This window comes from Mycobacterium appelbergii (assembly GCF_032883035.1).
Classification (GTDB): domain Bacteria; phylum Actinomycetota; class Actinomycetes; order Mycobacteriales; family Mycobacteriaceae; genus Mycobacterium; species Mycobacterium appelbergii.
Genome location: NZ_JAMQTH010000006.1, coordinates 76717 through 90080, shown reverse-complemented (window position 1 = coordinate 90080; position 13364 = coordinate 76717). Strand labels below are relative to the sequence as shown.

Here is a 13364-nt window from a genome sequence, read left to right as displayed (position 1 = left end):
CCGGCCGAACCATCGGTTAAATGACACTGATGCCCAAACAACAGTGGCCGATGCTCAATCGGCGCAGAATCCTGCTCGGTGCCGCAGCAGTCGGCGGCTTTCTTGCGGTGGATGTGGGTGCCCTGCTGTTCGCCACGAATGTGGGCGGAGTGCGGCGGCTGACCCCCCAAGTCATCGTCGACGCGTTCCGGAAGACCGGTGGAAATCACCCCGGGTACCGGGTCAACCATGCGAAAGGCGTCGCCGTTTCGGGCTACTTCGACAGCAACGGCAACGGCCTCGAACTGTCCCGGGCCGCGGTGTTCGAGCCCGGCCGAACACCGGTGCTCGGCCGGTTCTCATTCGGCGGCAGCGATCCGCAGGTGTCCGATGATCCGGCTCTCGCCCGCGGCCTCGGCCTGGTCTTCGGCTTCCCCACCGACCGGCAGTGGCGCACGGCGCTGTTGAATCTTCCGGTTTTCCCGGATAATTCGCCGGAAGGCTTCTACCAGAGGATGATGATCGGCAAGGACCCCGAGGCGAATAAACAGTTCCTTGCCGACCATCCCGCCACGGCACGCGCCCTTGAGCTCATCAAAGCCAACCCGCCGACCGCCGGCTTCGCCGACAGCACCTTCCGCAGCCTGATGACGTTCTACTTCATCAGCGGCAACGGTGTCCGCACGCCGGTTCGGTGGTCACTGGTGCCGATGCAGGACGCACAACCGGCCTCGCCGGGCAACGACGGACTGTTCGACGCGATGATCCGCCAGATTCGCGTCGGCCCGTTGCGCTGGCGGCTGCTGTTGACGGTGGGCGAACCGCAGGATCCCGTCACCGACGCGACCGTGCCCTGGCCGTCCGACCGTCGGACTGTCGAGGCCGGCATACTGACGCTCGACACCGCCGAGACCGAACGCCCCGGCAACAGCCGCGATATCAACTTCGATCCAACGGTGCTGCCCGACGGCATCGAACCTTCCGAAGACCCAATGCTCAGCGCCCGCTCGGCGGTGTACGCCGCGTCGCACCGGCTCCGCAGCCGACAATCCCAGACCACCCCGCCGCAGGTACAGGTAGACGAGGTGTCGATGTGACCGACGTACAGACCGCCACAGCTACAACCAGACAGCACGCGGTCTCGACGCGGGTGTTGCACTGGCTCGTCGCAGTCCTGGTGTTCACCACGTTGTTCATCGGGTTCGTGATGGTCAATTCGGTCGCGAGTTACACCACCCTGGTCACCATCCATAAGGCGTTGGGTGTGACGATCCTGGTAGTCACGGTGATCCGGGTGGGCAACCGCATCTTCCACCGTGCGCCCCCACTTCCGTCCACCGTCGGCGCATTGGAACGCAAGATGGTGATGGCCTCGGAGCTGTCGCTGTATGCGCTGCTCCTGGCTCAACCTCTGATCGGCTGGGCGATGGTGTCGGCCGCAGGCAATCACGTCGTGGTATTCGGCTTGCGGCTGCCTCGCATCGCACCATTCGATCTCGACCTGTACGGCGTGCTGCGCCAAGCGCATACGATCCTGGCGTTCCTGTTGGTGGCGGCGATCGCCGCGCACGTGTCCGCGGTGCTACTGCACAGCGTGACCCTGCGCGACGGGATGTTGCGGCGCATGACGTTTCGACTCGGGGCGCGCAACGACTCCGACGTCAAGCCCGGTTAGCCACCCCCGCGCACACCCGGCGGCGGCCTAACCGCCGAGGGCCTCCGGGGCGGGTCCGAGGTCGAGGAACACGGTCTCGCCGTTGGCGTCGTCGAGCGCGTCGTTGTCGGTGATCACGTACAGGTTTCCGTTGCCGGCGACGGTCATGCCCTCAACCTTTTCCTGCACAAAACCTTTGGTGGCCTGCAGATCCGGCAGCAGATCGCGGGCCAGGGTCTTCGTCAGCACCTTCGGCGCCTGCCCAGGTCCCGTCACCCCACCATCAGCCGGGATGTCGACACGGTAGATCGCCTTCACCCGGGCGTCCGGCCCGTTGAGCTTGTCGCGTTCGAGCACCAGCAGAGCACCGTCGTGCACGGCGATCTCGGACAACCCGATCCAGTCATCTTTGGCATCGGTGGCTTCCAGCGGATAGCCGAACCACTCCCAGGTGCCATCGGCCGGGGTGTAGCGGCCGATGCGGACCACGCCCTTGGGATCGGTCTTCACCTCCCGCTGCAGCGCCACCCAGACGGTGTTGCCGTCTGCGGCCACGCCTTCCAGGCCCTGACCGCCCAGTCCCGCCGCGACCTCGGTGGGCAGCGACACCCGGTTCTCGATGCTGCCGTCGGCGGCGACGAACACCAGTTGATTGCCGGGGCCCTCCTCGCCCTCGACCGCCAACACGAAGCCGCCCTCGGGGCGGGACGTGAGGCCTTCGACGTCGAGCGTGACGGGTTGGCCGTTCTCGGTGACGGGCAGCGCGGTGTCGATGAGCGCCGGCGTGTGTGACACGTCGACGCCGAGGATCCGCGACGGCCCGTATGCGTTGTCGGTGGAGGTGTAGAGCCGGTTCTCGTCCTGCGGATCGGCCGACAGCGCGCCGAGCGCACCCCACCCGATCGGGGCGCCGTCGACGTCGCCGGACACGATCGACGGGAATGGCGGTGTGCCACCGGTTTCGGCGAAGGTGTCGCCGTAGCCGTAGACACTGACCGAGGCGCGCACCCGGTTGTCGGCTTCGTCGGATTCCGACGAGACGACCAGCAGATTGCGCGACGGGATCGCCAGGATGCCCTCGGGACCCGGGGTGGTCGGCAGGATCTGGCGGAACTGGGGGGCGGTGACGTCACTGACGTCGTAGGCCGCGACGAAGTTGCTGCGCTCAGAAGCCACCAATGCGGTTGGACGGCCGTTGATCTCGGTGATGGCGAGCCCTTCGGGTTCTGGCCCCTTCGACTCTGCGCGACTCTCGATGTGCAGGCCGGTCCGCACGGCGAGTTGCTCGAAGGCGTTGCCTGCGTCCCAGACCACCTCGCCGGTGGCGGCGTCGAAAATCGTCCAGCCGCGGGTGCCGCCCTTCCAGTCGCCCTCGTTGGCGGTGGCCAGGTGGCCGTCACCGATCCAGCCGATCGCGTCGGGTTCGCGGGGTGTCTCGGGGATGGACCCGCTCTGGTCGATCGCGGCGTCCTCTGCGGTGTCGATGCCGGTGACGGATTGGGTTCCGGTGCTGAAGATCTTCTGCACCCGCCCGGCGCGGCCGTCGATGATCGCGACGCCGTTGTTCTCCTGCAGCGTCACCGCGACCTGGCCGCGGGAGTTGATGCTGACGTACTCCGGCTCCAGGTCCTCGGGGGTGTCCAGGCCCGCCTGTCGCGCGGTTTCGACGTCGAAGTCGACCTTGCGGTTGCGCCATGCGGTCGGTGCGCCGGTGAGGTCGATGAGTTGCACGAACCCCGTTGGGGGTTGGGGCAGGTCGCCCTCCTCCTTGCCGGGTGGGGTGAACTCCTCGTCGCGCTGGTTCTCCATGGCGATCGCGGCGAACGACCCGTCGGGGCTGATGGCGATCGAGTCGGGTTGACCGCCGAGGTCGATGCTGTGTACCCGGGTGCGGTCGCTGACCCGCACGATGTCGACGCGACCCGACGGGTGGGCGAAGTCGCCGCCGGTGGTGTCGACGACCACCAGCACGAACTCGCCGTGGGCGGCCACGGAGGTGGGCTGGTCATCGGCATGACCCAGTTCGGCCAACGAAAGTGTGCCCAGACCAACGGGTTTCACCGGGTCGCGGACGTCGACGAAGCCGATGCGTTTGGCCGCGGCGTCGGTGTAGATGACGGTGTTGCCGTCCGGGGTGACGGTGGAGATCTCGGCCACCGTTTCGGCCTCTGCGGGCTGCCCGGCGGGCCGGTTCAGATAGACCGGGTAAGTGGCCAACCGGTGGTAGCGCTCCGACGCCGGAAGGTTCCAGTCGATTGACGAGGTGGCTCTGGGCGTGGCGTTGTCGTCCGGCGTCGGGTCCTGGGTGCCGGTCGAGCAACCGGCTACCAGTAGTGCTGCCGCGGCGGCCACGGCCATCACCCGACTCAGGTTCGACGTCGTCATGCGATCCCCTATTCAGTTCGGTGGAACTCCCGCGTGAGCTTGTCGCGCCCAGGTGAGCCGACGGTGGTGGGGCAGTGAACCGCAGGCAACGGTCAGGTGGCCAACGTGGGCGTGGACCGCACGCCCGCGGCCACGCGCGCAGCAACCACCGCAATGAGAAAGCACCCGAGCGCGCTGAAACCGGCCACACCGTCGAGCCCGCTCTTGGCCATCACCACCAGGGCGGCTCCGGCCAGGCAGATCAGCACACCGGCAGCGATCGACCGGCCGCCGGTGGCCCGCACCGGAGCGTCCCACCACGGCAACCGGCGATGTTCCAGGGGTGAAAGCAGCGCGAACGTCATCCCCATGACGATCGCGAAGACCACTTCCCGCAGGGCGAGCAGACCCCAGAATCCGGGTGTGTGCACGTCGTACGCGTCGAGCCCGAAGGCATGCAGCGCGACCGCGGTGACGGCGATCGCCGGGATGTGCCACAGGTAGATGGTCATCGCTCCCCCGTTGCCCACCGTGACGACCCGCCACACCCGTGGCCGCTCGGCCCAACGCCGGACCGCCCCCGAGGCCGCCACGAACAAGCACGACATCCATATGCAGTGAAGGGCCAGCAGCAGCGTCGGTGGTGACACGTTGGAGATGCGTTCGGCGCCGGTCACCACCAGCGACACCTCATATACCCCTGCGGCGGCGAGGAAGACCTGGACAGTGAGGGCAACCGCGGCCACCGCAAGGGCGAACGGGACAGAGATCATCCGACGGGCATAGGCGACCCCGATCACCACGGGAATCAGCCACACGATGATGAGGTTGGCGGCGCCCGCTAGCGGATCGCCGACGGCGAACCGGACCCCGTCGACCGCCACGGAGCCCGCAACCAGCAATGCGACCACCATGGTCGCGGTCCGAGGACTGTTCATCCGGGTCAGTACCGGGACGAACGCGAGCACCACCAGATAGACGCCGACGAACCACAGCAGCGCCACGCATTCACGGCCCAGCGCCTCGGCCGAGTCGGCGCCCACCGTCAGGCGCACCGCCAGCAATGCGACCGTCCACACCGCCAGATACCAGAACATCGGCCGGCACAACCGCTGTGCCCGGGTCAACAACCACGAGCCCCACGGAGCGTGTGACCGCCAGCCGTAGGCGCCTGCGGCACCGCCCGCGAGGAAGAACAGCGGCATCACCTGGGCGATCCAGGTGAGCGGTTGGAGCGCGGGCAGGGCACCGAGCAGGTTGCCGATCCGCACGCCGCTGGTGTCGATGGTCGCCAGCAACAACCCACAGTGCCCGAACATCACCACCACCAGCGCACCGATCCTGGCCACATCGACGGCGCGGTCACGGCCGGGTGGGAGGTCACCGACACCCGCGTGCTCCCCGGGCAGCGGCTTGGTGAACGGCATGACAACCAGCCTGCCCGATCCCGCGCGGCCGGGTATGAGTAGGACTACGTGCGGCGTTGGTCACATGCGCCGCGCACTGTGACGCGGTCCGGCACGTGTTTCATTGCTCCCGAAAAGACGCGGCGGCCATCGCTGATCCGAAAATCGCCGTGGTGCTTTCCATTTCGATACCGCACTGACGAAATACAGCCGAATTCGCCCCGCAAAACCGTTAGCTCCATCTCCCGATGGCGAAGTAACCGCGATTTGCTTTTGCGCGTTACCCCGCCGGTAGGGTGCCCGCCGTGGGAAGGCACAGGTTAACCAACGCCGGGCGTCGCTGGTCAGCGACGGCGGCGGCGTTCCTGCTCCCCACCGCCGCATTCCTCGTCGTGGGAGCCGACACCGTCCCGCGCGTCAGTGAGCCCGCCCCGTGCTGCTCAACGGTGGTGGCGGCGCCGCAGGGCCTCGATGCTGCCCTGGCCGGCGCAGGCATCAGCCTCACCCCGGACGGCCCCACGGCACGCGCCTCCCGGCGGGCGGTCAGGCACGTGTTGCCTGCCGGCGTCGCCCCGGAGAAGGGTCTGCAGGTCAAGACCGTCCTGGCGGCCCGGGCGGTCAGCGGGATGTTTCCCGAGATTCTCGCGATCGGCGGGGTACGCCCGGACTCCATGAGGTGGCATCCCAACGGACTGGCGATCGACGTGATGATCCCGAACCATCGCAGCGCCGAAGGCAAAGCCCTCGGCGACCGCATCGTCGCTTTCGTCCTCGACAACGCGGAACGGTTCGGCCTGAACCATGTGCTGTGGCGCCAGACCTCGTACGGCCCGGGACGCTCACCGCGCCCGATGAGCAGCCGTGGCTCGGACACCGCAAACCACTTCGATCACGTCCATATCGCCACCAACGGCGGCGGATACCCGACGGGTCACGAAACCTACCTGAGTTAGTGGGCGTCGATCACCGGCTGAAGTCCTTCATCGGCGCCAGCAACTCGTAGTCGGCTCCCGCCGCGTCTTTGCGCGCGGACAGGCCACGGTAGAGCGACTGTGGCGCGACCTGCGCCGGTATCTCGGACGCGATGACACCTGCGGCCTTGGCATAGGCCGAACCGGGCCGCCATGAAAAGTCGTCGACCGGCACTGCGCTGGCGTTCTCATAGGCCGGAGCCACGACGATCAGGTCATCGGGTGGCACGGCGCCGCCACCCTGCTGCTGGGCCGCTGTGAAGCCGAGCCGGCTTCCGCTCTCGTCGGCGGGTGGCACGGGCCGGGACTGCGGTGGCTCCGGTCGCGCGGCCGTCTGCCCGGGCTGCACCGTCGGTGCACCCACTGTCTGCTCCAGGTACTGCCGCCAGGCCTGCAGGTAGGTGAGCAACTGCTGCGTGTAGTCGAGCGATACCGGTGGCGCCTGCGGGATGACCGGCGCCGGTGCCGGAATCCCCGGTGGGGCGGACGGGAACGGGAGCCCAGGTGGCGCGGCGCCCACTGTCTGCTCGAGGTACTGCCGCCACGCCTGCAGGTAGGCGAGCAGTTGGTGGCCGTAGTCGGCCGGGGGTGTTGTCATGGCATGACCTCCGACGGGTGGGTGGACAGTGTTGGGTGGGTCCAGCGGATGCGGCAGCGATTCCAGGCAGTACCGGGAGTCAAGGTTGCGCAGCGCGCGGGTGTCGAGCGGTTCCCGGTTCTCGATGTCGAAGACATAGCAGTAGTCGCCTGCCGGCGACGGCATCCGAACCGGGCTCGACAATCCCTGATCCAGGAAGCCGAAGGGAAACCGCCAGTCGAGCGTCGTCTTCTCGCGACGGTCCACGCCGCCGGATTCCACCCAGATGTAGTGGTCGAGGATGGCGTTCACGGCGTGACGGGCCGACTCGCACGCCGCCTCCATCGACGTCATCCGGGTGAACGTCTTGGTCCAGGTACCCGCGAACACCACCGAGTTGTGGTGAACCTGGTAGCCGCCGTGCCGGGCCTGCCACACATGGCGTTGGGCAATGTCCTCCAGCCAGCGCGCCTCGGTCGGCCGGTACGTCCAGGACGTGCCGTGTGGGTTCCAGGGATCGGGCCCAGGCCGATTCGGCCAGTCACCGACGATGGGAACCAGGTACGGGGTCTCGTTGCGGACCGCGCGTCCGGCTCCCTGTCCGGCACCGCCGGCCATGATCAGGCCGCGATCGAGCGCGTACCAGGCGGGCCACGGCATCAGGGCCTCGGCCACGTTGTCGACGTCACTGGTCAGTGCGGCGACGATCTGGCGCCACACCTCCGCGGCGATCTCATCGGCCGTGCATTCGCGAGCCGCCTTGCCGCGCCCGGACGCGTCGACCAGGTGGCGGGACGGGGCGTTGAAATCGCCGATGTCGACCGACAGCACCGAGACGTACCCGTCCCGGCCGAGGATCGGCCGCCGCTCCCACAGTCCGTGCTGGTTGATCGAGGACAGGGCCCACTCGGTTCCCGAGTAGTACATGTGCCCGCGGAGCAGCTGGAACTCGGTGTCGAAGTAGAACTGGATGCCGGCAAGCGTCTGAAAGCGGTCCCACGGCAGCCGGCCCATCTCGTCCATGGCATAGGGGTCCCGCCGGCCCGACGGACGGGTCGCCCCGGGCTGCAACGGACCGCTGGGAGGCGGCACCGAGGTGGCGAACCCGTCGAGCCCGGCCACCGTGCCGCCCGTCCCGGCCGCGCGCAGCGCGACGGTGAGCCGTTCGGCCGCCGGTGCGTCGACGGCGACGACGGTGTAGTCCGGAGCCACCCGCGTACCGTCGGCCAGCCGCACCTGCGCCCGGGATCTGAGGTGGAGCAGCTGTCGCGGGTCCGGCCCCGGGGGCTCGAGGACGGCGGCCGCACCACACACGAAGCGAACGCCCAGTTCGGCGAGATGCCGGTACCAATGGTCGAACCAGGATTCGGTGGTCGGCCCGTTGAGAACCCCGTCGGCCTTGTTGTCGCGGCGGTCCATCTGCAATTGCAGCTGAAGATAAGTGGTGAGGTTGGTGCGGGCGTCACCCCACCGGGAGTCGAATGCGGCGAGCACCCGGGGCATCTCCAACAGAAGCTTGTCGAAGCGTGGCGTGTAGCGGTACCGCTGTCCACCGGTCCCGTCGCGCCCGACGAAGAAGTCGTAGGCCGACAGATTCTGCAGTTCCGTGGCGCGCCGCAACGGGCTGGTGACGAGGTACCGCAACAGCCTGCCCACGAACGCCTGCACGTCACCGGCCGTGAAACCCAATCCCGCGAGCTGGCCGAGGATGCTGAGGAACTCGGCGGGGGTACGCGGCGCCTCACGAGGAAATACCAGCGACGGCTTTCCGTCCACAGTGGTGCCCTGGGTGACCACCCGTCTGACGTTGTCCATGATCGTGCGTGAAGTTTGCACCCATCCGGCCTCGCCATTGCCGAGCGCCATGTACTGATAGATCGGGATGCGCTGGAACAGATCCCACATGTGTAGGTAATACGCCGGGAAGAAGCGGAAGCCATGTTCGCCCGCGACTGCGCGCCCGCAGAGGCGTGGGTCGCCGCGTCGCCCCGGGAATGGCCGCAACTCGGCGTGGCTACCGTCGCGTGTGCCAGGGGTCGAGTACTGGGAGGCGGCGAGCCCGCCCAGCTTGACCGGCGGGCAGGCGCCCGGCGGCGTGCTGCCCAGTCCGCGGCGTTCATCCTGGCGCGGCTCGTACACCGTGACGTCGAAACCTCGTTCGGCCAGTTCGTGTGCAGCGGTGAGACCGGCGATGCCTGCGCCGAGGACCGCGACCGTCGGGCGACGCTTGCACGAGGCCGGGGTCGTGATGGCTTCACTCATGCGCGATCCGCCTCCGGCTTTCTCGCCGGCCATACGGGATTCCCCCGTAGCGCGCCGAGCAGTCCCGGCTGTGAAGGCGCCCGCACCGCGGCATGGACGTATGCCAACAAGGTGTCGTGCGCCCGCAGGATGTCCTCGACCGAACCCCGGACCGAGACCGTGCCCGCTTCCACGGCCTCCCCCAGACCGACTTCGGCGTCGAGCACATCGAGGATTGCGGCGCGGGAGGTGGTGATCCGGGCACCGGCGGTGCCCGCCGCACCGTCGCACACCCGCAGCCCGGTACCTCCTCGCAGCGAGAAGAGCTCATCGTCGACCACGAGTTCCACCACCAGGTGGCCGAGTTCGGTGAGCACACGTCCGTAACTGTCGGGCACCTCGACTTCGAGGTGCTCGATCGACCGCCGCAACAACGACGAGACCGGTTCAGCCATAAAGGAACTCGAATACGCCGGCACCGACGAAGTCGACGCTCTCACCGTTGATGGAACCCGTCACCTGGGCTGTGCCGCTGGTCTCACAGAGCACCGTCGACCGGTCCAGGTGCACCTCGCTCGGCTGGGCGAGCCGGGCATAGGAGTGCGGGCGGAACCGGGCCTGCACGGTGTCATCCACGCGCTCCGCGGTGACCTCGACCAGCGCAGGCACCGCAGGCACCACACCGTCGAGAAGCAGTCGCATCGGTGCAGGCAGGGTGCAGTCCGCGGCCCGCCCGAGCAGCCCGTGCGATTGCGCCGTCACGGCGGCGTGCCGGAATATCGCAGCCGGCTCATCGCGGTGCCACACGTACAGCGCCTGGGACAGACAGCGCAATCGACGCCGATCCGTCATCCGTAGGTACACCAGCGACCACGGATCCCGCCCTTCCGACGGGAGGATCGTGCCCCACGTCCAGGCGAAGTCATCGCCCCACCGGAACCTCCCCCAGTTGTGGTCGTGATAGGCCGGCTCGGCCACGACGCGGTGTTCCTGTCCGGCGATGCGCACCCACCCGTCGGCTCGCAACCTCGGCACGAACAGCCAACACATTCGGCCCTCGCCCACCGGCTGGTTGTTGACCACGAACGGCCGACTCACCGACGTGAGATGAAGTTCTCCGGCGATTCCGTGCCCGGGCAGCTCGATCACCACCTCATAGCCGTCGGGCCGCACGGCCATCCGGTTACTGCCGATGCCCAGCACACCGAGGTCGGCCGATACGTCCAGTTCGGTGGTGTCGAAGCGTTCGACGGCGCCGCTCCAGCGGTCGTCCTGGGCGATGACGATCACCCGTGGCACCAGGCGCAGGTGGCCGTCGGATGCGGTCTCGCTGGTGAGGCTGAAGTTGATCAGGAGGCGGCGTTGTGCACCGTGGATCACGAAATGGTGCCACTCCTTGAATCCGCCGGGCCGGGCGGAGGCGAGCACCGGCGCACGCAGAAAATCACTGCCGGCCAGTACCGCGGTCATCGCAGCCACCGTGCCTTGTCGGGGGGCGGCACCACGCCGGGGCGAACGGAGTTGGGTTCGGCGAGACGTTCGATCGCGTCGCCCAGGCTGGCGATGCCCAACAGCAGGTCGATGAATCTGTCTGCTTCACACCGGGTTTCGCTCCGGTGGCCGCTGTCGGCCAGCACGTGGACAGTGCGGCCCAGGCCTGTCAGACCGACAAGGTAGCCGACGAAACTGCTTTCGTCCGCGAGCGCGTCGCGTGGGTCGGTGAGAGTCATGCGAAGCCTTCGGGCCGAAGACGCCCCAGCACAGCATCGTCGATACCATGCCCGACGACGGCGTCGGCCAGCAACTCGGCCCACGCGTCGGGGGCCGCGCCGGATGCTGCCGGCCCGTCAAGCACGTTGAGGCTCACCGTCTCCCAGACCCGCCGGAGGTTCTCCACCGCATTCGAGGTGACCAGCGCGTCGCGCAGTCGCGCACCGTCCTGCGTATCCGCGTAGCGACGGCCCTCGGCGATGAGCAGGTCGTGCAATCCCCGGGCGGCCACCGGATTGCCGAGTACGGCGCGGCGGACCCCGAGAAGCAGGTCGAACATCGCCCGCTCAGCCCCGCTGTCCTCATCTGGCGGCGCCGGTAGCAGCCGCGGTGCGCCCCGCTCGACGAGGTCGAGGGTGAGCCCGCGGATCCGCTCCAGCTCGGCCAACATGCCCATCAGCACTTCCGGTCTCATCGCGTGCGCCCGTGGACGTAGTCGACGAGGGCGGCCAGCATGTCGCGATGCCGGCTGGGCGGAAACCAGTCCAGACGCGCGAGCCCGGCTGCTGCCTCCCGGGCATGCCCGGCGGCGATCTCGCGGGCGTGATTGAGCGAACCGGTCCGGTGCATGAGGTCGTAGAGCCACCGGATGTCGTTGAGGCTCTTGGTCTCCACACGATGCTGCCCCTGCAGCCGTGCCGCGATTTCGGATCGCCCGGCCTGCGAGAGCTCACCGCGGGCGGTCAACCGGTCCAGCAGTTCGGTGAGCCCCAGCTCGTCGACACCGCTCGGACGCCGCTTGGCCAGGATCTGCACCGCGCGCACACGATCGTCCGGATCCGCTGAGCGCACGGCGTGCAACACCATCAGGGTCCGCTTGCCCTCCCAGAGGTCGCCGCCGATCTCCTTGCCATAGTCCTCCGGGTCCGCCCGCAGATTCAGCAGGTCGTCGGTGATCTGAAACGCGGCACCCAGGTGCCTGCCTAGGGTCTCCAGCGCCGGGAGCTTATCGGGACCCGCGCCTGCGGCCACCGCGCCTGCCTGCAACGGGGTGATGAACGAGTACCAACTCGTTTTCAACTCGACCATCGCCAGGTAATCGGCGTCCTCGAGTTGCCACGCGTTCGACCGCACCCAGTCGAGCTCGATCCCCTGCCCCTCGACAGTCTGCCGGGTCATCTGCGCGACGGCGCGCAGAATGCGCAGCGCCGGGCCCAGCCCGACCCGCTCGACGTTGTCGAGCAGCGGCTGCAGCGACAGCGACAGCATGGCGTCGCCGACGTTCACCGCGACCGGAATACCGTGATCGATGTGCAGCGTGGGTTCGCCACGCCGCCACCATGACTCGTCTTCGATGTCGTCGTGGATGAGGAAGGCGTTGTGGTAGAGCTCAAGGGTGGCCGCCGTCGGCAGGATCGCTTCGAGGTGGCCGCCGAGTCCCAGGCACATCGCGATGCCCAGGGCCGGCCGAAGTGCCTTGCCGCCGCGGCGCGGATAGTCGAGGATCAGTTCACCGAGCGAGCTCGCACCGTGGCTCCCGGACCCGTAGAGCCGCTCGATCTCACCGTCACAGGCCTTCTTGCATTCGGCGAGATAGCTCTCCAGCAGATCCGGGTCCACGGCGGGCAGGGTCGAGGTCATCACGGAGTGACGAATACGACGAGGCCGCCAACATCCTTGACCCTGGTCGCGTAACTCATACGGACTCTGAGTTTGATGGTGTTGGTGGCGGTATCGCCCACGACCTCAAGGCTGGGCGGCACGCTGACCGCGAGATCGACGGGCTCTTCGCCGGGTGATGCGTCCATCGCGCTTCCCGAGGCAATCCGCTGGCGGCGGCCGAGCAGCACCCCGTGGGCGTCGGCGACCGGCGCCTCGAGCTGATCCGCCCGGTGAAGTGCATTGATGTTGGCCGCACCGAGCGCCGATTGCAGGAATCCGACTCCCACGGGCAGCAACTGGTTGAGTTTCTGAATCCCGAGCGTGTCGGTGAACAGACATGACGGAGCCCGGTAGCCCGCCTTCTCGACTTCCACCCGTCCCTTGATCAGAGCGTCCAGGATTGTCGCCGGCTGCCCGTCGACCACGTGCACGACCGAGGTCGGCGCGGTGATGGCGGCACGAACTTTCGGCAGCACCGCGGCATCCACCAGCCCGGCGAGTTTGGCCGCGCCGACCGTCACCTTCGCGATCAACGCATCGGGCGTCGGCGAAATCGCCTCCGCCAGCGTCAACTCGACATCGACGGGCACCGACACAATCGATTCGAAGTTCGGACTTTTAAGGTTGCCATTGGGAACCAAGGTCTGCGCAGGATCTCCGGTCTCCCAGTGGCAAACGGCCTGCCAGGCAATGCTGGTCTGCTCGAAGGTTTCTCGGATCGCCTGCTCAGCAACAGCGATCCGCTCGGCGCTCAGATACATAGGCTGTCCCCTTGACGTGTGAGACAGATAATGGCAGAC

The 13364-nt window shown here is 67.7% G+C and carries 12 protein-coding genes; 3 read left to right on the top strand and 9 right to left on the bottom strand.

Going from position 1 to position 13364, the window contains the following annotated elements:
• The first annotated feature begins 20 nt into the window (after nt 1-20).
• Together M1247_RS14825 and M1247_RS14820 are read left to right on the top strand one after the other, a co-directional pair.
• Nucleotides 21-1076 (top strand): catalase family peroxidase, encoded by a 1056-nt coding sequence (locus M1247_RS14825; RefSeq protein WP_317157111.1) that lies wholly within the window; start codon nt 21-23, stop codon nt 1074-1076.
• The gene (locus M1247_RS14820) at nt 1073-1654 is read left to right on the top strand and encodes a cytochrome b (RefSeq protein WP_317157110.1); all 582 of its coding nucleotides are present in this window, start codon (nt 1073-1075) and stop codon (nt 1652-1654) included. The genes M1247_RS14825 and M1247_RS14820 overlap by 4 nt, the downstream gene beginning before the upstream one ends.
• Before the next feature lie 27 nt (nt 1655-1681).
• On the opposite strand, the gene M1247_RS14815 is transcribed toward M1247_RS14820, so the two are convergent.
• Together M1247_RS14815 and M1247_RS14810 are read right to left on the bottom strand one after the other, a co-directional pair.
• Nucleotides 1682-4018: an esterase-like activity of phytase family protein gene (locus tag M1247_RS14815; protein WP_317157109.1), complete on the bottom strand. Its 2337-nt coding sequence runs from the start codon at nt 4016-4018 to the stop codon at nt 1682-1684.
• Nucleotides 4019-4110: 92 nt separating this feature from the next.
• A complete protein-coding gene (locus tag M1247_RS14810) occupies nt 4111-5424 on the bottom strand; it encodes an acyltransferase family protein (RefSeq protein ID WP_317157108.1) in 1314 nt (437 codons plus the stop codon).
• 284 nt (nt 5425-5708) lie between these two features.
• On the opposite strand from M1247_RS14810, the gene M1247_RS14805 reads away from it, so the two are divergent.
• Nucleotides 5709-6356 carry a VldE C-terminal domain-containing protein gene (locus tag M1247_RS14805; protein ID WP_317157107.1) on the top strand — a complete coding sequence of 216 codons (648 nt, stop codon included), beginning with the start codon at nt 5709-5711 and terminating at the stop codon, nt 6354-6356.
• A gap of 10 nt (nt 6357-6366) precedes the next feature.
• Here M1247_RS14805 and M1247_RS14800 read toward each other — a convergent pair whose 3' ends face one another.
• The 7 genes from M1247_RS14800 to M1247_RS14770 are packed head-to-tail and all read right to left on the bottom strand — an operon-like array spanning nt 6367 to nt 13325.
• Entirely contained in the window at nt 6367-9213 is a 2847-nt protein-coding gene (locus M1247_RS14800; protein ID WP_317157106.1) for an FAD-dependent oxidoreductase, read from the bottom strand.
• On the bottom strand, nt 9210-9647 hold the full coding sequence (locus tag M1247_RS14795; protein WP_317157105.1) for an SCP-2 sterol transfer family protein: 438 nt from the start codon (nt 9645-9647) through the stop codon (nt 9210-9212). Before M1247_RS14795 ends, M1247_RS14800 begins: the two co-directional genes overlap by 4 nt.
• Entirely contained in the window at nt 9640-10662 is a 1023-nt protein-coding gene (locus M1247_RS14790; RefSeq protein ID WP_317157104.1) for a hypothetical protein, read from the bottom strand. The genes M1247_RS14795 and M1247_RS14790 overlap by 8 nt, the downstream gene beginning before the upstream one ends.
• Nucleotides 10659-10922 (bottom strand): hypothetical protein, encoded by a 264-nt coding sequence (locus M1247_RS14785; RefSeq protein ID WP_317157103.1) that lies wholly within the window; start codon nt 10920-10922, stop codon nt 10659-10661. Before M1247_RS14785 ends, M1247_RS14790 begins: the two co-directional genes overlap by 4 nt.
• On the bottom strand, nt 10919-11377 hold the full coding sequence (locus M1247_RS14780) for a hypothetical protein (protein WP_317157102.1): 459 nt from the start codon (nt 11375-11377) through the stop codon (nt 10919-10921). The genes M1247_RS14785 and M1247_RS14780 overlap by 4 nt, the downstream gene beginning before the upstream one ends.
• On the bottom strand, nt 11374-12543 hold the full coding sequence (locus M1247_RS14775) for a polyprenyl synthetase family protein (RefSeq protein WP_317157453.1): 1170 nt from the start codon (nt 12541-12543) through the stop codon (nt 11374-11376). The genes M1247_RS14780 and M1247_RS14775 overlap by 4 nt, the downstream gene beginning before the upstream one ends.
• A complete protein-coding gene (locus M1247_RS14770; RefSeq protein WP_317157101.1) occupies nt 12543-13325 on the bottom strand; it encodes a hypothetical protein in 783 nt (260 codons plus the stop codon). The genes M1247_RS14775 and M1247_RS14770 overlap by 1 nt, the downstream gene beginning before the upstream one ends.
• Nucleotides 13326-13364: the final 39 nt, after the last annotated feature.

Bases quoted from the DNA above. Each gene is read 5' to 3' on its own strand.
- M1247_RS14825 (WP_317157111.1), top strand. From the start codon at position 21: ATGACACTGATGCCCAAACAACAGTGGCCGATGCTCAATCGGCGCAGA.
- M1247_RS14815 (WP_317157109.1), bottom strand. From the start codon at position 4,018: ATGACGACGTCGAACCTGAGTCGGGTGATGGCCGTGGCCGCCGCGGCA.
- M1247_RS14810 (WP_317157108.1), bottom strand. From the start codon at position 5,424: ATGCCGTTCACCAAGCCGCTGCCCGGGGAGCACGCGGGTGTCGGTGAC.
- M1247_RS14800 (WP_317157106.1), bottom strand. From the start codon at position 9,213: ATGAGTGAAGCCATCACGACCCCGGCCTCGTGCAAGCGTCGCCCGACG.
- M1247_RS14795 (WP_317157105.1), bottom strand. From the start codon at position 9,647: ATGGCTGAACCGGTCTCGTCGTTGTTGCGGCGGTCGATCGAGCACCTC.
- M1247_RS14790 (WP_317157104.1), bottom strand. From the start codon at position 10,662: ATGACCGCGGTACTGGCCGGCAGTGATTTTCTGCGTGCGCCGGTGCTC.
- M1247_RS14785 (WP_317157103.1), bottom strand. From the start codon at position 10,922: ATGACTCTCACCGACCCACGCGACGCGCTCGCGGACGAAAGCAGTTTC.
- M1247_RS14780 (WP_317157102.1), bottom strand. From the start codon at position 11,377: ATGAGACCGGAAGTGCTGATGGGCATGTTGGCCGAGCTGGAGCGGATC.
- M1247_RS14775 (WP_317157453.1), bottom strand. From the start codon at position 12,543: ATGACCTCGACCCTGCCCGCCGTGGACCCGGATCTGCTGGAGAGCTAT.
- M1247_RS14770 (WP_317157101.1), bottom strand. From the start codon at position 13,325: ATGTATCTGAGCGCCGAGCGGATCGCTGTTGCTGAGCAGGCGATCCGA.